Annotated in this window: 25 protein-coding genes; 8 read left to right on the forward strand and 17 right to left on the reverse strand. The window is 43.4% G+C overall.

Translation table 11 applies throughout. The features are described 5' to 3' along the window. Positions 1–96: 96 nt before the first annotated feature. Both QXV08_RS04245 and QXV08_RS04250 read right to left on the reverse strand, forming a co-directional pair. On the reverse strand, positions 97–678 hold the full coding sequence (locus QXV08_RS04245; protein ID WP_342786523.1) for a hypothetical protein: 582 nt from the start codon (positions 676–678) through the stop codon (positions 97–99). A 9-nt stretch (positions 679–687) separates the two neighbouring features. Beyond that, a complete protein-coding gene (locus QXV08_RS04250; RefSeq protein WP_342786524.1) occupies positions 688–1233 on the reverse strand; it encodes an isochorismatase family cysteine hydrolase in 546 nt (181 codons plus the stop codon). A gap of 227 nt (positions 1234–1460) precedes the next feature. Between QXV08_RS04250 and QXV08_RS04255 the strand changes: the two genes are divergently transcribed. Beyond that, positions 1461–2741: a Glu/Leu/Phe/Val dehydrogenase gene (locus QXV08_RS04255; protein ID WP_342786525.1), complete on the forward strand. Its 1281-nt coding sequence runs from the start codon at positions 1461–1463 to the stop codon at positions 2739–2741. Here the strand turns inward: QXV08_RS04255 and QXV08_RS04260 are convergent. Continuing rightward, on the reverse strand, positions 2738–2995 hold the full coding sequence (locus tag QXV08_RS04260; RefSeq protein WP_342786526.1) for a DUF504 domain-containing protein: 258 nt from the start codon (positions 2993–2995) through the stop codon (positions 2738–2740). The two genes, QXV08_RS04255 and QXV08_RS04260, sit on opposite strands and share 4 nt — an antisense overlap. A gap of 191 nt (positions 2996–3186) precedes the next feature. On the opposite strand from QXV08_RS04260, the gene QXV08_RS04265 reads away from it, so the two are divergent. After that, positions 3187–3429, forward strand: a complete 243-nt coding sequence (locus tag QXV08_RS04265) for a hypothetical protein (RefSeq protein ID WP_342786527.1) — start codon at positions 3187–3189, stop codon at positions 3427–3429. 57 nt (positions 3430–3486) lie between these two features. Here QXV08_RS04265 and QXV08_RS04270 read toward each other — a convergent pair whose 3' ends face one another. Next, a complete protein-coding gene (locus QXV08_RS04270; protein WP_342786528.1) occupies positions 3487–4587 on the reverse strand; it encodes a polyprenyl synthetase family protein in 1101 nt (366 codons plus the stop codon). 328 nt (positions 4588–4915) lie between these two features. Between QXV08_RS04270 and QXV08_RS04275 the strand changes: the two genes are divergently transcribed. Further along, positions 4916–5566: an orotidine 5'-phosphate decarboxylase / HUMPS family protein gene (locus QXV08_RS04275; protein ID WP_342786529.1), complete on the forward strand. Its 651-nt coding sequence runs from the start codon at positions 4916–4918 to the stop codon at positions 5564–5566. A gap of 29 nt (positions 5567–5595) precedes the next feature. Here QXV08_RS04275 and QXV08_RS04280 read toward each other — a convergent pair whose 3' ends face one another. Together QXV08_RS04280 and glmS are read right to left on the reverse strand one after the other, a co-directional pair. Continuing rightward, positions 5596–6702: a tryptophan--tRNA ligase gene (locus QXV08_RS04280; protein WP_342788267.1), complete on the reverse strand. Its 1107-nt coding sequence runs from the start codon at positions 6700–6702 to the stop codon at positions 5596–5598. 123 nt (positions 6703–6825) lie between these two features. Further along, positions 6826–8640, reverse strand: coding sequence for a glutamine--fructose-6-phosphate transaminase (isomerizing) (gene glmS / locus QXV08_RS04285; protein ID WP_342791458.1), 1815 nt, complete (start codon positions 8638–8640; stop codon positions 6826–6828). A 70-nt stretch (positions 8641–8710) separates the two neighbouring features. Here glmS and QXV08_RS04290 point away from each other — a divergent pair, with 70 nt between their 5' ends. Beyond that, positions 8711–9394 carry a GTP cyclohydrolase gene (locus tag QXV08_RS04290; protein ID WP_342821418.1) on the forward strand — a complete coding sequence of 228 codons (684 nt, stop codon included), beginning with the start codon at positions 8711–8713 and terminating at the stop codon, positions 9392–9394. 148 nt (positions 9395–9542) lie between these two features. Here the strand turns inward: QXV08_RS04290 and QXV08_RS04295 are convergent, their stop codons facing one another. Beyond that, on the reverse strand, positions 9543–9842 hold the full coding sequence (locus QXV08_RS04295) for a hypothetical protein (RefSeq protein WP_342821419.1): 300 nt from the start codon (positions 9840–9842) through the stop codon (positions 9543–9545). Positions 9843–9994: 152 nt separating this feature from the next. Between QXV08_RS04295 and QXV08_RS04300 the strand changes: the two genes are divergently transcribed. After that, the gene (locus QXV08_RS04300) at positions 9995–10618 is read left to right on the forward strand and encodes a Snf7 family protein (RefSeq protein ID WP_342788169.1); all 624 of its coding nucleotides are present in this window, start codon (positions 9995–9997) and stop codon (positions 10616–10618) included. Here the strand turns inward: QXV08_RS04300 and QXV08_RS04305 are convergent. From QXV08_RS04305 to QXV08_RS04320, 4 genes are read right to left on the reverse strand one after another with little or no spacing between them, the layout of a single operon-like run. Further along, positions 10615–11148, reverse strand: a complete 534-nt coding sequence (locus QXV08_RS04305; RefSeq protein ID WP_342788170.1) for a hypothetical protein — start codon at positions 11146–11148, stop codon at positions 10615–10617. The genes QXV08_RS04300 and QXV08_RS04305 overlap by 4 nt on opposite strands. Positions 11149–11169: 21 nt before the next feature. Further along, positions 11170–12189 (reverse strand): AIR synthase family protein, encoded by a 1020-nt coding sequence (locus QXV08_RS04310; protein ID WP_342788171.1) that lies wholly within the window; start codon positions 12187–12189, stop codon positions 11170–11172. A gap of 5 nt (positions 12190–12194) precedes the next feature. Next, entirely contained in the window at positions 12195–12470 is a 276-nt protein-coding gene (locus tag QXV08_RS04315; RefSeq protein ID WP_342786766.1) for a hypothetical protein, read from the reverse strand. Positions 12471–12508: 38 nt separating this feature from the next. Continuing rightward, positions 12509–13354, reverse strand: a complete 846-nt coding sequence (locus tag QXV08_RS04320; RefSeq protein ID WP_342786765.1) for a TatD family hydrolase — start codon at positions 13352–13354, stop codon at positions 12509–12511. Between the two features lie 139 nt (positions 13355–13493). Here QXV08_RS04320 and QXV08_RS04325 point away from each other — a divergent pair, with 139 nt between their 5' ends. Together QXV08_RS04325 and QXV08_RS04330 are read left to right on the forward strand one after the other, a co-directional pair. Then, a complete protein-coding gene (locus tag QXV08_RS04325; protein WP_342786764.1) occupies positions 13494–14024 on the forward strand; it encodes an ECF transporter S component in 531 nt (176 codons plus the stop codon). Between the two features lie 111 nt (positions 14025–14135). Then, positions 14136–14567 carry a hypothetical protein gene (locus QXV08_RS04330; RefSeq protein WP_342786763.1) on the forward strand — a complete coding sequence of 144 codons (432 nt, stop codon included), beginning with the start codon at positions 14136–14138 and terminating at the stop codon, positions 14565–14567. Here QXV08_RS04330 and QXV08_RS04335 read toward each other — a convergent pair. From QXV08_RS04335 to QXV08_RS04355, 5 genes are all read right to left on the reverse strand, one after another. Next, positions 14554–15396 carry an NAD+ synthase gene (locus QXV08_RS04335; RefSeq protein ID WP_342786762.1) on the reverse strand — a complete coding sequence of 281 codons (843 nt, stop codon included), beginning with the start codon at positions 15394–15396 and terminating at the stop codon, positions 14554–14556. The genes QXV08_RS04330 and QXV08_RS04335 overlap by 14 nt on opposite strands. A gap of 652 nt (positions 15397–16048) precedes the next feature. Beyond that, positions 16049–16738: a TIGR00296 family protein gene (locus QXV08_RS04340; RefSeq protein ID WP_342786761.1), complete on the reverse strand. Its 690-nt coding sequence runs from the start codon at positions 16736–16738 to the stop codon at positions 16049–16051. Continuing rightward, positions 16704–17252, reverse strand: a complete 549-nt coding sequence (locus tag QXV08_RS04345) for a Mut7-C RNAse domain-containing protein (RefSeq protein ID WP_342786760.1) — start codon at positions 17250–17252, stop codon at positions 16704–16706. The genes QXV08_RS04340 and QXV08_RS04345 overlap by 35 nt, the downstream gene beginning before the upstream one ends. Then, a complete protein-coding gene (locus tag QXV08_RS04350) occupies positions 17249–18082 on the reverse strand; it encodes a CBS domain-containing protein (RefSeq protein ID WP_342788172.1) in 834 nt (277 codons plus the stop codon). The genes QXV08_RS04345 and QXV08_RS04350 overlap by 4 nt, the downstream gene beginning before the upstream one ends. A 3-nt stretch (positions 18083–18085) precedes the next feature. Continuing rightward, the gene (locus QXV08_RS04355) at positions 18086–19048 is read right to left on the reverse strand and encodes a CBS domain-containing protein (RefSeq protein ID WP_342788173.1); all 963 of its coding nucleotides are present in this window, start codon (positions 19046–19048) and stop codon (positions 18086–18088) included. A 244-nt stretch (positions 19049–19292) separates the two neighbouring features. Here QXV08_RS04355 and QXV08_RS04360 point away from each other — a divergent pair, with 244 nt between their 5' ends. Beyond that, entirely contained in the window at positions 19293–19793 is a 501-nt protein-coding gene (locus tag QXV08_RS04360) for a flavin reductase family protein (RefSeq protein ID WP_342786404.1), read from the forward strand. Between the two features lie 51 nt (positions 19794–19844). Here the strand turns inward: QXV08_RS04360 and QXV08_RS04365 are convergent, their stop codons facing one another. Continuing rightward, entirely contained in the window at positions 19845–20303 is a 459-nt protein-coding gene (locus tag QXV08_RS04365) for an Lrp/AsnC family transcriptional regulator (protein ID WP_342786405.1), read from the reverse strand. Positions 20304–20393: the final 90 nt, after the last annotated feature.

A 20393-nucleotide genomic window follows, 5' to 3' on the forward strand; every position in this document is an offset into this window, starting at 1 on the left:
TTTGTCCAACACCAAACAATACTAGAAAACAGCACGTATTAAAAACTTTTCTAGGGGGAATCTCAAATCTACATCCAAACTCTTAAAGGAATTTAGTCAGACCATTGATTCTGTACATATGTTTACAAGGGCGTTGAGAACAGCTGATTCATATAGTAATGGTATATGCTTTCTCCATAAAACTAATACCGAGTTATTTTCCAGGAGAGTTGTAGGCACGAGTTCGATGTATCTTCTACTAAGTTCTTCGGGAACCAATGGGAATACTATTCTATCCAGTACTACACCAATAACCTCTATACATTCTCTATCCCTGGTTTCAACAATGATCCAATCTCTTACCTCCACTATTTTTGACTTAACTGTTTTAAGGAGGCCCGGATCGACTGGGTGAAATATTGTGAGGAAGTATTGTTTAACTGGTTGTGTAATTATTGATGCTTGATGGATACCCTCTGTCACGAATTCATATAGTTCCGGGCGTGTTTTCTGAAGTGATTTAATGTATTCGTTTATCCGGCGTATTCTTCTCTCCCCTATACTGGTTTTCCTTGACACCGAGACTCTTCCAAGACCCTCCTTATGTATCCCCAGTATAACTACTAATAGCTCTGCTACAGTGAATCCCGACTCCTTTGAAATATTTTTAATTGTTTCCAGTAAGCCACAGTTGATCACTGTTCACCACTATTTGTTGCTTATGAATTCTATTACTTCCTTGGACTTCATTATCCTGCATCCAAGTATGGTCTTCATATAGTTTAACGCCCACTCGTGGTCGCTTCTACTAAAAGCGCTCACTGCATCCTCGACTACTATAATCTGGTACCTGTTATAGAATGCATCTATTGCTGTGTGGAGTACGCATATATGAGTATGTATACCTGTTATAATCACAGTGTCCACGCCTAGGTCTCTGAGCATGTAGTCTAAGCCTGTTTCCCTGAAGCCGCTATAGGATCTCTTATATAACACTATATCGCTTGGTCCAGGCCTCAGCTCCTCTATAATCTCTGACTCTGGATCATTATACATTGCATGCGACCCCCATATGGATAACTCATGGTCAAATGGATAGTGGTGATCAGCTAGGTATATAACTGGGAATCCCCTGTTATGCATGGCGCTTGCTAGATCCTTTATCACAGGGATTATTCTCGACGCCTCCGGGCTTCTTAATCTACCATATACAAACTCCTTTAACATGTCCACTACTAGTAGAGCCGGCTTCAAGAATGACACCGGTTATTAATAAAGGTGGTTGAGGGAATTAAAAATTAATGTGATGACCGACTTCGGTTCTGAGTCAAAGCGATGAAGACCCGTGTGAGGGCTGATATTAATAGGATGTATCATACGTTACTTCATGAGTCCTGGAAGCGTATTCAGGTATATATCGTATATATTGATAGGTAATCTTTTTAAAGCATTCCAGGAATAATAGTTATTCGGTGAAAAATATGAACGAATATGCATCACTATATGAAAATGATCCAGTATACCAGATGGCTGTGAAGCAGCTGCGTGAATCGGCATCGCTTCTAGGATTATCCGATGAAATCGTCGAAATACTCAGACACCCGGAGAAACTGGTACAGGTCAAAATCACTATTAGGAGGGATAATGGTAAGCTAGAGACGTATCTAGGCTGGAGGAGTCAGCACAACAGTGCACTAGGACCTTATAAGGGAGGAGTAAGATATGGTGAAGACGTGACCCCTGGTGAAGTAGTTGCCTTATCAATGTGGATGACCTGGAAGACCTCCCTAGCTGGCATACCTTATGGCGGTGGAAAGGGAGGTGTAAGGGTTAACCCGAAGGCTTTAAGCCAGAGAGAGCTAGAGGAGTTGAGTAGGAAGTTCTTTGCCGGCATAGCCAAGGACGTGGGCCCGGATGTAGATATACCTGCCCCAGACGTATACACTAATCCACAGACAATGGCATGGTACTTCGATGAATATAGTAAGATAGTGGGATACCAGGCATGGGGAGTCGTTACCGCGAAGCCTGTGGAGCTTGGAGGACTATATGCAAGGGTTGTATCAACAGGATATGGTACAGCTCTTACTGCAAGAGAGGCAGCTAAGAGATGGATAGGTGGATTGGAGGGTAAAACAGTTGCAGTACATGGTTTCGGAAACGTTGGCATGTATGCTGCAAAATATCTTGCTGAATGGGGTGCAAGAGTAGTTGCTGTAAGTGACAGCAGTGGATACATATATGATCCGAGCGGATTAGATATCGAGGAAGCAATAAGGGTTAAGGAGACAACAGGCAAGGTGGTAAACTATAAGAAGGGGAATGTGAAGGTCTCTGGAAACCATATGGAACTACTTGAATTACCCGTTGACATCCTAATACCAGCTGCAACACAGGATGTTATAACAAAGGAAAACGTTAATAGAATAAAGGCTAAAGTCATTGCGGAGGGTGCTAATGGCCCAACCACGCCTGAAGCCGAGAAGGTGTTACATGAGAAAGGCGTGATCATAGTGCCGGATATACTAGCGAACTCAGGAGGAGTGACAATGAGCTGGATCGAGTGGAGCCATAACAGGATGGGATGTTGGCTCACTGATGAGGAGGCATTATCGAGGCTGGATAAAATGATGTCACTAAACTTTAACAGAGTGTACGATGAGTGGAGAAAGAGGTTCCCAGAGCATCCAATGAGGACTGCTGCCTACGCTATAGCTGTAGACCGTGTTGTAAAGGCTATGAAGCTAAGGGGATGGATCTAACCCTCATATCTTCCCCTCTTATATAAAACTCTATTATTTTTATCCCTGATCTCCTCAACCCTGTGCAATGGTATGACCTCGTCATATGTGTATATATATCCTGCCCGTAGATCGATTATTAACTCACCGGGCACGGGCTTCAGGATTTCACCACTCTCTACCCGGTATCTTATGTAGATCACATAGTTGTTTTTAAATCCGCCGAAAACTATTCTCCTAAGCCAGTTCTCTAACTCCCCTCTCTTACGCCCCATATCTACTTAAGCCACCTTCAACTACCTGATCTAAGTGATCCATTTAAGACTACTTATAGCTTAACCTGGTTAAGTGGACCTTGATTTAAGAGATAAGTGGTTTTAATTAATTCCTTACTCTAATAATTTATCAGGTAAAGTCATGCTAGGTAATGTTGCAGCAAGCGTCTCAATTAGTATGAGGGGTAGTTATGGGTAGGAAGAAAATAGTAGGGTTGATAATCACTTTTAGCACTCTTGCTCTCGGTGTCATTTATACCTATCTACTGTTCTTCTCCACGCATCAAGTCCAGGCTCTGACATTAAAGCTCACAGTATACTTTTTTGTAATTGTTTTGCTGGCATCCCTATTTATAGTCGGTTACACCTTACTGAGGACAAACGTGTTTCCTCCGGAGGAGGTTGAAGAAGCTGTTTCCAGTGAGAAGGCCTAGGGATACGGGGCTAGTTGTTCCACAGGTTTGCTCTTGTAGACCTGTAGAGTTATAGTGCTATTTTTCACGGTATGCTAGTTTCTCCAGGAGCCATTTTAATATGTTGACTGCTTGAGCTGATATTTCCTTGGATTCCTCAAGTGCTTTCAAGGCGTTTTCCACATGTCTCTTTATCAGCTCCTCATTGTATTCCAGGCTACCTGTTTCACGGACTATCTCCTGCACATATTTCACGTGTTCCTGGGTTACTTCATTTATTCCCAGCACATCATATATCTCACTTAGCCGTCTCTTTACTTCATGGTCTCCGAGCTCGTAGGCCTTCACTACCAGGAGCGTCTTCTTCTTACCTCTGACATCGCTTCCAACAGGTTTACCCGTCTGCCGTGGGTCACCATAGAGGCCTATGATATCGTCCCTCAGCTGGAACGCTATACCGGCTGGGATAGCGTAGGAGGTGAGCTCCCGTAGTATTTTCTCACTATATTTCCCAGATGCTATCACGCCTAAGTGCAAGGGTAGTTCTATAGTGTAGGAGGCTGTCTTAAGAGTGTGGACTAATAGTACGTCTCTCTCGGATACGTTGCCCAGTGGTTTATTGGAAAACAGGACATCTAGGTATTGCCCGTAGGCAACCATTCTCAACCCCCTACTATATGTTTCCAATAGCCTTCTTAATGTTTCCCCAGGTAAATTCGCCCTTGAAATATATTCGACAGCTGTCGCCTCCAAGTAGTCTCCAACTGTTATGGCTTGTGAATCACCGTAATGCACGCAGTCTCCCTTCATCTCTTTTAGACATTTATCCCTAAACCATGCGTGTACAGTTGGGCCGCCCCGGCGGAGTTCATCCCTATCCATTATATCATCGTGTATAAGGAGATAGCTTTGAAGTAGCTCAATACCAGTCATCACATTTGTTATAGTTGCTAGATCGCCGCTTCCCCATTCCCTGCTCCAGTAGCCCACGAGGGCTAGAAACGCCCTCAGCCTTTTACCGCCTCTCAGAGTATAATCCGAGGCTATCTCGATAATATCATATGTAAGTGGTGAAACAGAGGATGCCTCTTCCTCTAGTTTTGAAAACACTGTTTTCAAGTTGTCCTCAACGAGTTTCACACTATATTTCAGCAACTCATCGTAATTTATTTGGCCCATGTATACACCCACATATTTCTTATTAAGGGCTTCAATAATAAGCTTGAGTTCCTGTATCTCCAACTAGCTTCCAGTATACTCTAGGAATACTAGGGTATTTTCCCATAAACCAGTCTAGGAGATCAGGTAGCCTGAAAATATAATAATGTTATGTCCTGCTCCACCATCAGCTTCCATTTCTCCCTTAGAGATGCTTTTAACTCTTTTACAATCGAAAGCCCCGTCCTTCAGGGCAGGGGGAGGTCAGACCCATCTACATCATCTATGAAAATATAATTTATAGAAAATATAATTTATACTCGGGATATAAGAAGACATGTGATGCAACATGGCTAGAATACTTCAAGTCGCGCTTGACCTAGCAGAGCTAACGAAATCTGTTGACATAGCAACCAAGATAGCCTCACATGTACAGTGTAAAAATATATGGCTCGAAGTAGGCACACCATTATTGAAGGCGTGGGGCAAGATAGCTGTAAAAGCATTGAAGAACCTGACAAACTGTTTCATACTAGTGGATACTAAAACCATTGATGTTCCCTCTATAGAGGGCGGTATAGTACTTGATGCGGGCGGCGACGCCTTCACAGTGCTAGGTGTGGCTGATGACGAGGTGGTCAAGGAGGCGGTTGAGACTGCTAGGTCCCGTGGCAAGCTAGTTGTGGCTGACCTCATAAGTCATCCATCTCCTGTTAATAGGGCTATCGAGCTGGATAGGTTGGGTGTGGACGTGGTATTATATCATGTAGGTATAAGTGTTCAAAAAGCCAGGGGTATAACTGTAGCCCATATGCTTAAGGAAATAGAGAATCTAAGGAGAAGCATCTCGGCTAAAATAGCTGTAGCCGGCGGAATAAAACCTGGAGACGTCGGAGAACTGGTTTCGAGAGGGGTTGACATCATAGTGGTGGGGGGTGCTATAACAAAGGCAACTAATCCTCTGGAAGTAGTGGATGAAATACTCAGAGAGCTTTCATAATAACATGAAGCGGTGGAGCTATGGGTAGGTTAAAAAGACGGCTTCTTCAATATTTTTTCCACTATTCCGCTGGCGATCACTTCCTTGAATCTCTTCTGGTGCTCTATAAGTAGCTTTCTAAGCTTCTCAGCTGCTATACGCTTGCATTGCCCACAGAGTATTTTACCGTTCACACACTCATCATATCTTTCCTTCAATTCTTTTTCATCATCTATTAAATGATATACGTAGAGCTCGAATATGCTACACTTCCATGGCTCTCCCCCAAGTCTTCTCTGCTCCTCTGCTGTAGCCCTTCCACCGGTTAACGCGTTCGCAAGCTTCTTTTCCGCTATCTCTGGATCGTCGTCGAGGTGTATAGCGTATTCAGGACGGCTTTTACTCATCTTGTTTCCATCTAATCCCCTTAATAGCTTATGATAGATGGAGCTCGGTCTCCTTAACCCCAACTCCTGCTCAAATCTATCAGCTATATCCCTTGTCAACCTCAGGTGTGGGTCTTGATCGGCTCCAACAGGCACCACTACATACTTGTAGCCTCCATATTTATCTAGTTGAAGATGTAGTATATCCGACGATTGTGTGAGTGCAGCCATTATTTTACCAGGGTTTATATCGCCGTATATAGCCTCCATTTCAGCCATAGTAATCTTCCTAGAGAATAATTGTATGAGTCTATAGTATTCACTATCCATAGCTGTCTGATAGTAGAATTCCGCGTTATCCGGGTTTATCCCCCATGCAATAGAGTGGGCTACAAATTCCATCCCTCTTCTTATTACCTCACTCCTATCCTCTCTTCTCACAATATATGCTTCGGCATCCGCTATAGCTATTTTTATATGTGCTCCAAGGGATTGAAGGAACCTTAATTCCTCGTAAACCATCGCTGTCCCAAGGTGGGGTCTTCCGCTAGGCATGAACCCTGTAAGCACAGCCACTTTTTCACCGCGTTTAAGTGCTTCAAGCCATACGTCGAAATCCCTGTGTCCGAATATGACTAGTCTCTCGAAGTACTTGTGTTTATGGGGTAGTAGTCCTAGGATCTTATCGACCGGGCTAATACCGAATTCCTCCAGTAGTTTCCTATAATCCTCTATAGCGTAGTGACCCCATGGATCTAGTTTGGCGCTCATTTCAACCACCCTATTCAAATTCTGGCTCGGTCCCGGAGATTCCTCATCACTATTCAACCTGGACTAGGATACCTCATTGCCTTCATCGATTAATAAGAGAGAGCATTGAAAGGAGTATTAAAGTTATGTCGTTATAGCCTTTGCCAGCCCTGGTGGGTGATCTATCGGTCTTCCAAGCTTCACGCCGATCCTGTATGAGAACAATTGAAGCGGTATCGTCGCTATAATAGGGTATAGGTATTTTTTACCCGGCACTTCCACACATATATTTTTACACGAGGCATCATCGATATTGATGGAGAACAACATGGCTTCACGGTTGAGGACCTCTTTTACAACTTTCAAATAGAGTTGTCTCGCTGATTCTTCAAAGGGCTCGATTAGTATCACTGGGAATTCACGGGATACCAGGGTAAGAGGGCCGTGTCTCAATTCACCTAGTTGCATCCCTTCTGCATGTATTAAGGCTGCCTCCTTAAGCTTCAATGCACCCTCCAGCGCTATAGGGTATGTGATGCCGCTTCCGGCCACGTATACATTATAGAATAATGGGAGGGAATCCACTATCGATGTAATCCTGGAGTCAAGCCTTGTAATTAATTCCTTAAGCTCTTTACTTGTGTTCCTAATCTCGTTAATTATCGTATTATAATCGTTGAAGCTCTGCCTTCCATTAAATATCCCAGTGTATGATGCCAGTAGTAATAATGCAGCTATTGTCGCGGAGAAAGACTTAGTGGCCGGCACAGCGATCTCGGGGCCTGCCCCTATTGGTAGATACACGTTTGATTCTAACGCAAGGCGTGAACCAACATTGTTAGTGACCCCTACAATAACGGCTCCTCGTTGCTTAGCTAGTTTAACGCTATTTATTACATCACTCGTCTCACCACTCTGGCTCACCGCTATAAGAACAGAGCCCGTGGTTATGGATTCTAGTATAGAGTAGGGGAACTCAGCCGCTGAGACAGGTGTGATGGAGACACCGGCTAGCTCGGCGAAATAGTATGAGGCAACTAATCCTGCATGGAGGCTTGAACCGTTCGCAACTATATAGACGTCTCTAGCGCCATGTATGATCATCGAGGCTAGTCTTAGGTATTTATCCATTATTGTAATGGTTGTCCTATAGATAGCGTCCGGGGTCTCATATATCTCCTTCAGCATGTAGTGCGGGAAGCCGGCTTTTTCCACGTATTCAATGCCATATTTAACATGCTTACTCTGTAGACTAGCTAAATCCACGTGTTCTCCTGTCGAGATCCTATATAATGCTTGTTTCTCTAAGCTGATTAATCCAGCCATTCCATCATCAATAATGTATGCTGTGTCTGCTAATCCGTGAAGCGATGTTAGATCACTGGAGAGGTACACGCATTGAGAACCGATCCCTATGACCAGGGGCTGGCCGTTCTGAATAAATAATATACCATCCACCCCGGAGACGAGGAATGCTAATGAGTATAGGCCCTTCAACTCGCTACCTACCCTTAGTAAAGCTCTTAGTAGGTCCTTCTCCATAGTATAGTATTTCTCGAGGAGGTGCACCGCGATCTCTGTATCGGTTCTCGATCTTAATATATGCCCTTCTTTTTCAAGCCCTGTCCTATATGCCTCATAATTGTCTATTATGCCATCTCCAACAACAGCTATTCTCCCGTTGCAATCGGTTAATGGATGAGTATTTTCATAAACTGGCCAGCCACGGCTCGCATACCTGGTGTGGGCCAACGCTATGCGGGAGGGTATGTTTTCCAGGTCTACTTGCTTAACCACATTGTTCAAGTGTCCTGGGGCTTTCCTAATCTCAAGCCCCTTGTCTACGAGGAATGCAACACCGGCGCCATCGTATCCTCTATAAAGGAGTCTTCGTAGCCCAGTAACTATGAGTCCCCCAGGTATAGTGGTGCTGCATATTACGCCGAATATACCTCCCATACTAAAGCACCATTTTAATAATTCGACTCCCTATTTATATTAATTTAGCTAGCGTACAGGAGAGCACGTCATGCCTCGATACACTATTATAAAACTCAGAGAGCTCCATAGGTACCTCAACAATAAGAAGTATTCCGAGAAAACCCGTCGCCTATTAGAATATAGTAGTAGTGTTCACTCCATTATTAACAGGGTTCTCCAACCCTATGGAGGAATAGTGTTCAACCTCGATACCGGCGAGTATATTGCGTTAACTAATGGGATAGGTGAGGACATACATAGGGAATTATTAATTGAACTAGATAAGGAGACCATACACGGGGTTCAGATAGCCTCTGTGACGGCTTCAAACCCATTAACGGCTTTACTGGGTGCATCAATATATTTCAGTAAAGGCCATAGATTCGTGTTCGAGGAAGAAGCAGGGGGTAGAGACGAGTACTGGGTTGCATCGATACAGCTACCATTATTCTCCAGCGGTTACGATGCATACATAGTGTATAACTCACTGTATAGCTCGATTCATAGGGCGGCAGAGAAGTATGGGGGACTACTTGTTGAGAAAGCAACTGGATTAGTAACTATTGTTGGAGGTAAGGAACTCGGGTCCCTAGTTAATGAGTTAACAAGCATAGGGTTTGTCGGGGTAGGAGTGTCCCCCATCGGCTGTAACGCGTATAGGAATGCTTTTAAAGCGCTTCAACACCTAATTGATGGAGTCATGAATGAGAGGTTATATATCATACAAGAATGAAGATGATTTCATTGTGTGTTGAAGGATTCTAGAGCCATCAGCTTCGGGGCCCGTTCATCGCCTGGCTCACCGGTAATACCATTCATCACGAGATAAATTAATTCATTTGAGCCTTAAATCCTTAAATTCAATAATTGGTGAAGGCTGGTTATGGGGCATGCATGGTTGAATCAACTATGGTCAGCTTTCCTAAGGAACCTCTGGATCTCGCGAAACCTATATATATATTGATTATTCTAAGCGACTGCTCCACTTCCTCACTGTAGAAGCAGGAGGAGTCAATTTTACTTCCATCAATTAATGTTGCAACGAGCTTCTTAAAACCTTTTTTATCGCAGTCCAGGATGTCAACCTTTATCACAACCCCGATCATCGCGAGTGCTTCTATGTGTCTTAGGCTACAATTACTCCAGCATGTGATATATTTCTTCAACTCTTCCGTAGACACGGAGACCACTCTCTAACATAGAAAACTAGTAGAACACTAGGAATGCATTGTTTATAAATGTTTTCACCGGGGAAATCAAACGAACCTTTTTGTCGTAGGGGGTCGAGGGTTTAAAAATAAACATTTATGCATAAGCATAGCGGGGAAAACCTATGAGCTATAGAAGAGAGGAAACCGTTGGGGAGAAATTAAGAAAATTGTTCACAAATGATAAGGACCCCGTTGAGAAGAAGGCTATAATCGCCCAGTACAGAATAAAGACTGCGATAGGTAGGATAAACAACTACCTTGAAAAACTCTCTGAAAGAGACCGTGAATTATTTGAGATGATAGTTGAATCACTTACAAAGAAAGATGAGTTAAGGGCTAAAATGTATGCCAAGGAAGTAGCTGAAATAAGGAAGGTCAGTAAGCAATTACTCACCGTACAATATGCATTAGAGCATGCCGCATTAAAGCTCGAGACATTCATAATATACGGTGGTGCTGTGAACGAGGTTGCACCGGTACTCGGCGTTATGAAGGAAGCAGTAAATATATTGAGGGGTGTGGCACCAGACATATGGATCGACCTACAGTACGCTGTGAGGGAACTAGAGACAGCTGTAGGCGCTGGAATCGTAGACCTAACCACGGATATAGGAGTAGGTATGGACAGCGAGGCGAAGAAGGTATTAGAGGAGGCGAAGATCGTAGCAGAGCAGAAGATGAAGGAGAAGTTTGCGGAGCTGCCGAAGGCTATTGTTCCAGAGGGAGAAAGCGTAAAGAGCGGCTAACCGGCTTTTTTACTTACATACTGTTCAATTAACTGTGATACTTTAAGGTCTATGTTTTTTCCGAGTACTCTTAGGGTATTTACTAGTTCATCTCTCTTTGATATATAATCCTCTGCCTTTAATGGATCGATCTCGACACTCACCCCTTTTACACGCATGTATATTCTACCAGGCTCTATCAATAGAACCGTGTTTCTTGTCTTTATGCTTATCGAGTTTTTCTCCGGGTTTACCGATACAATAATATATTCCGGTTTACTCCGCATAACCACTATTTCGTTTTTACCTATTATAAGATAGGTATATGATGCCAGCCTAGTAACCCCCCTCTTTACATCCTCGGCCTTCAGTCTTTTATCCACTTGATCAAGCCACATAGCAATATCATCAACTATCTTCCTTAGCCCCGAGATTAGGGTGATGGACTTTGGGTCTAATTCATGTCTTTCAATGACTTGGGACTTAATGTTTTGTGAGAGCATTGTAAGTGCTCTAACTACTCCCTCGATGGTGGGCGGTGTAGCACTCATTGCATTCACCAAGTCTCAGACTCATTTATTCCACAGCTTATAAATTTCATCAACTATATCGGAGTCTATAATAGTAATGGTTTCCCCACTATCTCCCTTAATTATGACCCTTCCCTCCCCTCTGGTAACCCGTCCCACTACACTGTGCCTGATACCATGCTTCTTCAACTCATTTAACAAGCTGTCTAAGTAGCCAGGAGTGACTGTTGCAACGATACATCCACTACTCAGTAATCTAAGCGGGTCTACGTTGACAGCGCTTGTTATTCTTTTAACCTCCTCATCGATGTAGAATGCCTTTTCTAAGACTACGATGTCTTTCCCGCTGGCGGATGCTACTTCTCTAAGGGCTTGTAATATACCTCCCTCTGTAGCATCATGCATAGTGTTCACGTAGTCTTTTATAGCTAAAGCTGTCTTAACAATACTTACATCGTAGATGAAGCTGCGTGCATGTTCGATAACATCTCTCGGAACTTTCCCCAGTAATTTATCCCCGAAGTCCCATGCAATAACCCCTGTACCCTCACCCCCTATCTTCCCGATTACAACCACGTAGTCCCCTTCCCTAGCGTCTCTCGTGGAAATTACCCTTCCATTAGTGTACCCTATCACGGTCATCGCTATTATCGGTCTATCTAATCCCGGCGTGACCTCTGTATGACCCCCTATAGCTACACCATGTATCTCGCTTAGTGCTTTCCCCATATCACTGAACAATTCCTCCGCCTCCTCCACACTATAATGCCTTGGGATTAACACTACTGGCATGAACCATTTCGGGGTCACCCCTCTAACAGCTATATCGTTGCTTGCTACGTGCACGGCTAGATAACCGGCTTTTTTCACTCCAGTGGTTATGGGGTCCACGTGTGTCACGAGAAAACCGTCTTTAAACCTGATGACGGCAGCGTCTTCGCCCTGCATCGGGCCTATTACTAGGTCCGGATCCATTGAGGGAAGCAGCGAGAGAAACCTATTCATAATGCTCCATGAAAACTTCCCGGTCTTATCCATAAGCAACCCTCGGTTCCTCCACATGGTATTCAATTATCTATCTTAAGCTTTAAATGATACTTTGCAGCGCAGTCTTTGCAGATATATTCTACAGGAGAGACCTGTATAAGGCAGTCTTCGCAACCAATCCTTCCACAATGCTTACAGTACCCGATAGATAGTTGTTGACCACAAATCTCGCATAATGCCTCACTGCATATTTTACATGTCTTCTTCGCCGAGTCAAAGTCATCCTCACACACTCTTCTACCACAGAGCTTGCACTTATACAATGCCTCCTTCTCACCGCATATTTCACAGTTCATCTTCCTCACCTAGTTTCCCTTGAAGTGTTCGTCTCCTCTTATGGTAAAACACCATAGTATCTCGATATGTTGTCAACCATTACTCTATAAACATACTCCTCATCAACCAGGTTATCCTCCAAGTAATTTCTTATGACTCTAGGTATTTCCCAGGGATATGATGCCACACCGGGTCTTCCTGGGTCATCTATAAAGTCCGATTCTATCATGGCGTTGGAAAGCTTCAGGGAGACAGCTTCCTTATTAAAGCTCTTTATGGGTATAGTGTATCCTAGCCCGAGTTCCTCAGCCGATACAGCCGTGTCTATTGCTGAGTGGTGGAGTATTATCTTACTGTGTTTAAACCCTATTAAGTCCCTCAGCTTCCTAATGGAGTATGCTGTGATCCACCCACCTTGCTCTAAATGTAGATGCACCACTGCATCATAGTTTCTAGCTATTTCTAGTGCCCTAATCATTATTGCCTCGGAGACAACAACTCTCTCCACGCTTGTCCCATAGTGTTGCCTACCGACTTCACCGATCCCGTCGAGAAGACCATTCTTCAAGGCATCCTCTATCAGGTTTAAAACCTTCTCAGCAAGCTCGTAGAGGCGTCTGCCTTTAATGCCTTGCCTATAGTATTCATCTACTTCAGCAGGGTGGAAACCCATAAGTCTAACTATTTTCACCCCGTTCTCAACCGCTGCCTTCGCCTCCCTGTCTAATATCTCAAGTACTCTTCTATATGACTCTATATTGATCTCCTTTATGCCATAGTGATATGGGGGAAGAGCGACGAGTGCCATAAACCAGCCACCCTCCTTGCGGAACTTTGCTGAGATCCTGCCAGCCCCAAGGCCTTTAACAGGGTTTGAATGTAGGTGTGCATCGCTGAAGAACATCGTACACGCCCCGTGTGCTCTACAATAGCGTTATCATTTTTAAATACCTCATGTAGTTGCTTTATATGATTGGTTTTTGATAACATAGTAATTGAATATTTAATAACCATGATATAAATATCGATACATGGTGATATAGATGGATCAGGCAGTGAAAAAATATACAATAGTGGATATATTATTACTCGGCGTTATCGCAGCTATATATAGCGTCCTCTTCTACGTATGGTGGGATGTATATTATCTCATAAAAGCCATTGGTGGGCCCATCGTGGCTAGATTAATCACGTATGGATTATGGTTTATGCCAGCTCCCCTGGCGGCATCTCTAATCCGTAAACCAGGAAGCGCGTTACTAGGCGAGTTCCTTCCAGCATTACTAGAATCAATAATACCTACTCCAGGCGGGTTAACGAATGCTATATATGGTATAGCTCAGGGAGTATTTAGCGAGGCATCATATGCAGCCTTTATATATAGAAGGTATGGGTTGCTACAGGCATGCCTAGCAGGGGCTTTACCAGCGGTACCAGCATTTATTCTAGACGCCCTATTATTCGGCGATATCTACCCAGTTAACGAGGCAGTAGTGGTTATAGCGGCCATAGCGTTAAGTGGAGCATTATACGGTGCGGTATCATACCTAGCGGCTAAGGTGGTTAAAGGCTGAGGAATGATAACTCGAAGTGTAACTCCGGAGACTATTGTTTTATATATGATTAAAAGCCTCTGTACTCCTAAGAACTTAGTAGTTTATCCCGGGATTTTGGGTGTAGGTAGCATGACTACCCGTATTATTCTCAGGAACGATGTTGTTGATGTAAATGGGAGAGCCTACTCGGCTCCCCAGATAGTTTTGAAGGGAGTTTTCACCGGGGAAATAGTTTTAACTAGAGATAAAATAGAAGGGGTTCTCACAGCTGATACTGATCCAAGGGTCTTATTAGAGGAAAACATCCTTTTCGTAGACAACGGGGTCGAATTAACTGGGACTGTTAACTCAATAGATATCCGTGGAATGCAGCGGGACATCACAATATCTACGGGTATTGGAAAATACCGTGGCTCCGAAGTAGTTGTGAGGCTCGAGAACACAAGATCTATAATAAGTCTAAGCACTCATCCATTAAATGCAAGACTAGTGTTCGAAAACCCTTACATAGAGGTTAAACAATCCTTTCTCGATGTAATCATTAAGGTTAGATCTCTCTAATTGGTTGGGGAAGCCATGGTAGACTAGGTATGGGCGGTAACCTCCTCTTATGCCGGCTCCTCCTATGTAGCGTTAGAACTTTTTCAAACACGTTTAGGGGTAGGCCGGTTGCATCAACGGCTTCTTCCATGCTTAATCCCTTATCGATTAACGAGTAGAATACTAGGTCTACCATGTTATATGATAAGCCAAGCTCCTCTTCAGCCAGATGATCCCTCCATAGTCTCGGTGAGCTCGGCTTACTGGTTATTCTTACAGGTAGCCCAAGATACCTACCCATCTCCCTGACCTGTGTCTTGTATAGGCATGCAATGGGCAATACGTCCACGCCTCCATCACCGTATTTTGTGAAGTACCCTAGGAGAATTTCGCTTCTATCCCCTGTGCCGATCACCACACCATTCAACTTGTTTGCTAAATAGTATAAAATATTCATCCTAATCCTGGCTCTTAGATTCCCGGTGCTTAATTTCTCGTTTACATCGAAGCCTGGTATAACTCTATAAGAGTCGACTACGTTATCGATTGGTATGATCATGTATTCCACGCTGAGATCCCTTGATAATTCCACTGCATCATCTACGTCTTCGGTAGGTGTCACCCTTGTATCAGGCATTATGACTCCGATAACCCGGTCCGATCCAACCGCGTCAACAAGTAGCTTCAGTGTTACAGACGAGTCAAGTCCACCGCTTAAACCAATAATGGCTTTCTTTGCTCCGGAATCATTGAAATATTTCTCAATAAAATCCGCTATCGATCTAGCTACGACATCAAATGGTATCGCTAATAAATCCTCAATGGAGATATGCTTCAAATCCGGCACCATTTAAATAATCTGTCTCGTCGAAGCTTAAAAGGACTCGCTTGTAAACAGTGTATTTGAGAATAGATTTTCATAATATACCTGATCAATTAGTACGTGGTGGTTATCCATCTTGACACCTGGTTTAAACTACTGTTAACTCAACCAGTATTTCCTTATGGCTGGATAAAACATCATAGCATGTAGCATTCAAAAGACAGGTATCCGGTGCCGCGATTGCTCCCATCCGGCTAGAGACCCATGAACCCAGGAGTACGAGTTCAAAGCGAATTTAACCAATACTTTTAATTATAATTATCGAGTGATTCACATTATTTCTTAGGCTTCTCCTAGATTATCCGGTTGATTGATGAAGCATTAACCGTTTCTCCCTAGGTGTTCACTCTAATCACTTTATATTATGTTCATGGTCGCGCCTTAGGGCTCCTGCCTCGCTTAGAGGGCCCCCATCTATGGATAGATACCTCACTGTACTACGGTTCATCGCCAACAGAAAATTCAAAAGCATTTAAATCCACGAGTTAAATATGCGATACCCTGTTATTCGGTTTGGTTATTTTTGTCTCAAGCACGTGGATAGCGTATTATTATAAGATTTGGTTATTTGAAAAGTATTCATGAAAATCGTTCCAGCCTGATCCTTGTTTCAAAAATATCAAGACGGCCGGGCATCCCCGGGTTTCTTGCATGAGGCCTCATACTCGTTATACATGTCTCTCTCGTATATTTCTCCACTTGGTGCTTTCTCTCTGAATACTCTGCCTTCGTAAATATATATTTTCGTTGATTTATCAAGCCAGCAGTCAGGCCTCAACCCTGCTTTCAGGCATGTTTCTGCGAGGAATGTCTCTTCATCCCAGCAGTACTCCACCGGTACAACTGGGAGTAGCGTTCCCTTAAACCAACCTTTCTCTGCTACCAATCCATGTTTCCCGATAATGATCATTGATGGTATTTGCCACCTATCCTCTACAACTACTGATACAGGGTTGGAAAGCACTGTTACCTCTACTATTATCTCCCCTAGCTCATCCGGGCTAAGTGGGGGGAAGCGTGGATCATTTACGGCTGCCTCAATAGCCGATTCAATGGTTGACTCTATTAAACTATACACAGGAGCCAGGAATCCTATGCATCCCCGGAGAGACGTTCTTCCGGTCGCATCAATCCTCTCTATAGTGGTGAAGGTCATGCCTGGCCTTCTTAGTTTTTCACTAATTACAGCATAGTTAGCAGCATCTACGTGCTCACCCTTTGTCACATATGCCTCTATTGCTTTCCTCGCTATCTTAACTAGGAGAACCCCTTCCTCAAAGGTTAACTCTGAAGGGTGCACTGGGTTCACTAATCATCCCCTTCTCAAATTGTTTTTGAAACATGCCCAGTTTCTTCCTTGCATCACTCAGTATCGTCTCAATCATTCTCCAGTGGTTTCCTACCCAATATACTTTACCACAGCGTGGGCAAATCCAGAAGTCTTCATGTATACTGTATACTCTTGGAGGAACCTTATCCCTTACTTCACTCTTATCTGTTTTCCTTAAGGGTGTATTGTCTTCGGGGCACCTTGTCTTCTCATAGTCCACGTAGAGTCTTATGCCTGTTAACCCCGCTATCCTGGCCAGCATGGTAGCTAGGTCCTCATCCTGCAGAAGAATACTTTTCAACCCCCTCTTCAATGCTTTATGATGTAGGCTTCTATCTCTTGTAAGTATTATCCTACCCTCTAGCTCCGCCCTCCTAAGTATTAGCCAATCCTCCATTTTATTCCCGTAAACAGTGTCATAGCCTAGTATTCTAAGCCATCTCGCCAGGGAGCCTAGCATAGCGTCTACGATGAATTTCTGCTCACTGCTCATCTTGTTATACCCAGGATTTTTAAGGCTAGATAACCTATTAAATCATGTTCTCTTACTATGCCGCTCACCTTACCCTCATTATTTAATACTAATACGCCGCGTGTCTTCTCCTCGTAAAGTATTCGTGCCGCCTTATATATCTCGGCTTCCTCGCTCACCACTGGCAGGCTTCTTTTATAGTAGTTCCTTACCACTAGCTCCTCTATCCTCTCCTTTCTATGTTTCTCAGGAATGTTCTCAATGAATGTTGTGAAGGCATATGCTAGATCCATTATGGTTATGTACCCAATAGGCTTACCATCCTCGCCCACCACTACCGCGAAGCTTTCATCACGGTTCAACATGCCCTGCCTAAGCATCAAGAGACTATCGTCTGCCCTGATCTTCAAGTAGTCCTTCTTCACAATTTTCGAAACCGGGTCTGTAATGGACTCGGCCAGCTTTAACAGGCTCCACCTGTAGATAGCTCCCTCTAGTCCTTCGTTGCCTACAATAGGCAGTATCCCGATGGATTTCGAGGCCATGGTTTTCACTATATCGCTTAAAGGTGTATCTAGTCTAGCTATTAATGGCTGTATACTCATGAAGCCCGATACTCTTAGCCTGCCAGGTGATGAGAGTCTGAGCCTCTCAGTGGCTATTTTCCCCACTATGTCTCTACTTGAGACTACTCCTGCAATGTTTTTAACATACTTTTCATTAACCCTCTTATTCTCCAGTATTATTGCCTTATCGTTTCCTGTTTTCTTAAGGAGTCTTACATAATTTATGAGCGAGTCGTTTTTATCCAGGGTTGCCGGCGTCTTCTCAATAAACTCGTCTAGGCTCATATGCTAACCAGCCCTGTACCCCGCTATTGTTAAGGCGTATAATACATCTCTCTCCGTGATTATTCCCTGGAGTACTCCTTCATCGTCAACAACGAGTGCAGAGCTGACCCCTTTATCTATAATTTCCTGTATCGCTACTGCTAGATCATCATCGGGCTTCACAGTTACTAGGGAGCTTGTCATCAAGTCCTCGATTTTCCTAGAGTGCACCTCCCTTATATCCCCGGTACTGGTGTCTCCGTATACTCTATGACTCCCGAAGTATTTGACTATATCCATTGCAGTCAGAATGCCCACCACAGTGTTGCCGCTTGTCACGGGCAGTCTTCTAAACCCATGGGTACCCATGGTTTCCAGTGCTTTTCCTAGTGTTGAATTGATACTTATTGTTAAAACCGGTGTTGACATAGCTTCCCTGGCTTTTAAACCGGTCTTGATGATGCCGTAGAGGTATTTAACGAGATCATGTTCAGTGATGATGCCGTAGATAGTGTTATCCCTATTCAATATGGGGATAACGCCTATGCCGTGCACGATCATTGCTTCAAGCACGTTGATTAATGTATCGTCAACGTATAAGCTAATAGGGTTTTTCACCATTATGGTCTCAACAATTTCCTTCTCAAGGGCTGAGTAGATATTATATTTATGCCTGTTGGCAACGATCTTGAAGTATTCTCCACCACCGAGATAACTAATTAAGTCTCCAAGGGTGAGTAAACCGTGAAGCCTCCTATCACTTAGTGAAACAAGGAGGCTTCTCCCATATGTAGACATCTCCTCAAGGGCCCGCCTTATCACGGTTGAGGGAGAGACTGTCCTGGGCTCTCTTCTAGCAATAAAGTAAAGCTCCTTCTCTACCTTGAAGATATTGTCATCAAAATTGGGGGTACCATCGCTTCTAAGTAGCCTGTATGGATCAGTTTTCCTGAGAGGACGGGGCTTCCGGGATATTGGTACATTCATTTCGACACCAAGTATAATAAATATTTGTTCCAGCATTAATTAATGTTTCCACTTGGAATATCCATGGAATAACTATTGAAACACATATGTATATAACTATATATAGAATACTATGATATATAAAACTATAAAGTTCATAAATCCTGTGGATTCAAAAATGATATTAAACAACGTAATCCCATATAAGGAAGGTGAATCCAGGCCCAAGATATATTGGAAAACCCTATAAGAGGGGATAGTAGGTATGGAGTCTATAGATTTACTCAGTGTATTGGGCTTAATCCCGCATCCACTAGTTATAGTTACAGCCGGAGACCCGGATAAACCTAGTGAACGTGGTGGCATGGTGGCTGCATGGCTTACCAGGGTATCATGGGATCCACCGTTATTAGCTGTATCTATATCGCAGAAGAGATTCACCTATCAATTAATCAAGAAATACAGGGGCTTTGCTATTCATCCTGTGACCAGCGGAATGGAGGAGAAGGTTGTGGATGTATTTGGTTCACTGAGTGGTAGAAACGCTGATAAGTTTGCATTGCTTGGTGTGAAGCCGTTGAGGGCAAAGAGAATAGTGGCACCTATACTACCCAATTCTCCACTTACGATTGAATGTGAATATATTAATGAGGTGCAAACCGGTGATCACCAATTGATAATTGCTAGAGTTGTCGACGCGTATGGTAGTACCACTTTTAAACCTCTGGTATACCGGAGAGATGTTTTCGCTGAGTCACCGGTATAAATCCCTTAAATGCCTTTCAACATCAATATTTTTCTCCATAGTGGCAAAGGATTAATCCAGCGGTAAATGTATGTTCTCCTTTATAGTCCTAAACACTATGCTTGTACGCGTCTGCTTCACGTAGGGGTTTTGTAATACCCATTTAATGAAGCTGTCGAGCTCCCTTATTTCCTTGAAAACAGCTATAACGGCTACATCGAATTCCCCAGTTATATCATATACTGTGAGCACGTTAGGGTGTTGGGATATATATCTCTCAACATCTATAATGTGCTTGCCATCCACGTTCATTAATACAAGTGCCTTAACCGTGTAGCCGAGTTTCTCATAGTCTATTAGCACGGTATACTTTCTCAAAACACCTTTCTCAAGTAGTCTCCTGATTCTCTCATGTATTGTTGAAACAGGTCTACCCAGTTTCTCAGCGATAGACTTAAGGGATTGACGACTGTCTTCCTGTAAAATGTTCAGGATCTTCTTGTCTATATCGTCTATAATTTTAGAATTCATACAATAACCCTCGTTATCCCTATGTATATTTTTCATTGATCTAGAAAACAGTTTAAAAACTTATTCATAGAATTTACGCATCTAGTGGGA

Source organism: Desulfurococcus sp. (assembly GCF_038881575.1).
Classification (GTDB): Archaea; Thermoproteota; Thermoprotei_A; order Sulfolobales; family Desulfurococcaceae; genus Desulfurococcus.

Bases quoted from the DNA above. Each gene is read 5' to 3' on its own strand.
- QXV08_RS04255 (WP_342786525.1), top strand. From the start codon at position 1,461: ATGAACGAATATGCATCACTATATGAAAATGATCCAGTATACCAGATG.
- QXV08_RS04260 (WP_342786526.1), bottom strand. From the start codon at position 2,995: ATGGGGCGTAAGAGAGGGGAGTTAGAGAACTGGCTTAGGAGAATAGTT.
- QXV08_RS04265 (WP_342786527.1), top strand. From the start codon at position 3,187: ATGGGTAGGAAGAAAATAGTAGGGTTGATAATCACTTTTAGCACTCTT.
- QXV08_RS04270 (WP_342786528.1), bottom strand. From the start codon at position 4,587: ATGGGCCAAATAAATTACGATGAGTTGCTGAAATATAGTGTGAAACTC.
- QXV08_RS04275 (WP_342786529.1), top strand. From the start codon at position 4,916: ATGGCTAGAATACTTCAAGTCGCGCTTGACCTAGCAGAGCTAACGAAA.
- QXV08_RS04280 (WP_342788267.1), bottom strand. From the start codon at position 6,702: ATGAGCGCCAAACTAGATCCATGGGGTCACTACGCTATAGAGGATTAT.
- glmS (WP_342791458.1), bottom strand. From the start codon at position 8,640: ATGGGAGGTATATTCGGCGTAATATGCAGCACCACTATACCTGGGGGA.
- QXV08_RS04290 (WP_342821418.1), top strand. From the start codon at position 8,711: ATGCCTCGATACACTATTATAAAACTCAGAGAGCTCCATAGGTACCTC.
- QXV08_RS04300 (WP_342788169.1), top strand. From the start codon at position 9,995: ATGAGCTATAGAAGAGAGGAAACCGTTGGGGAGAAATTAAGAAAATTG.
- QXV08_RS04305 (WP_342788170.1), bottom strand. From the start codon at position 11,148: ATGAGTGCTACACCGCCCACCATCGAGGGAGTAGTTAGAGCACTTACA.
- QXV08_RS04310 (WP_342788171.1), bottom strand. From the start codon at position 12,189: ATGTGGAGGAACCGAGGGTTGCTTATGGATAAGACCGGGAAGTTTTCA.
- QXV08_RS04315 (WP_342786766.1), bottom strand. From the start codon at position 12,470: ATGAACTGTGAAATATGCGGTGAGAAGGAGGCATTGTATAAGTGCAAG.
- QXV08_RS04320 (WP_342786765.1), bottom strand. From the start codon at position 13,354: ATGTTCTTCAGCGATGCACACCTACATTCAAACCCTGTTAAAGGCCTT.
- QXV08_RS04325 (WP_342786764.1), top strand. From the start codon at position 13,494: ATGGATCAGGCAGTGAAAAAATATACAATAGTGGATATATTATTACTC.
- QXV08_RS04330 (WP_342786763.1), top strand. From the start codon at position 14,136: ATGACTACCCGTATTATTCTCAGGAACGATGTTGTTGATGTAAATGGG.
- QXV08_RS04335 (WP_342786762.1), bottom strand. From the start codon at position 15,396: ATGGTGCCGGATTTGAAGCATATCTCCATTGAGGATTTATTAGCGATA.
- QXV08_RS04345 (WP_342786760.1), bottom strand. From the start codon at position 17,252: ATGAGCAGTGAGCAGAAATTCATCGTAGACGCTATGCTAGGCTCCCTG.
- QXV08_RS04350 (WP_342788172.1), bottom strand. From the start codon at position 18,082: ATGAGCCTAGACGAGTTTATTGAGAAGACGCCGGCAACCCTGGATAAA.
- QXV08_RS04355 (WP_342788173.1), bottom strand. From the start codon at position 19,048: ATGAATGTACCAATATCCCGGAAGCCCCGTCCTCTCAGGAAAACTGAT.
- QXV08_RS04360 (WP_342786404.1), top strand. From the start codon at position 19,293: ATGGAGTCTATAGATTTACTCAGTGTATTGGGCTTAATCCCGCATCCA.
- QXV08_RS04365 (WP_342786405.1), bottom strand. From the start codon at position 20,303: ATGAATTCTAAAATTATAGACGATATAGACAAGAAGATCCTGAACATT.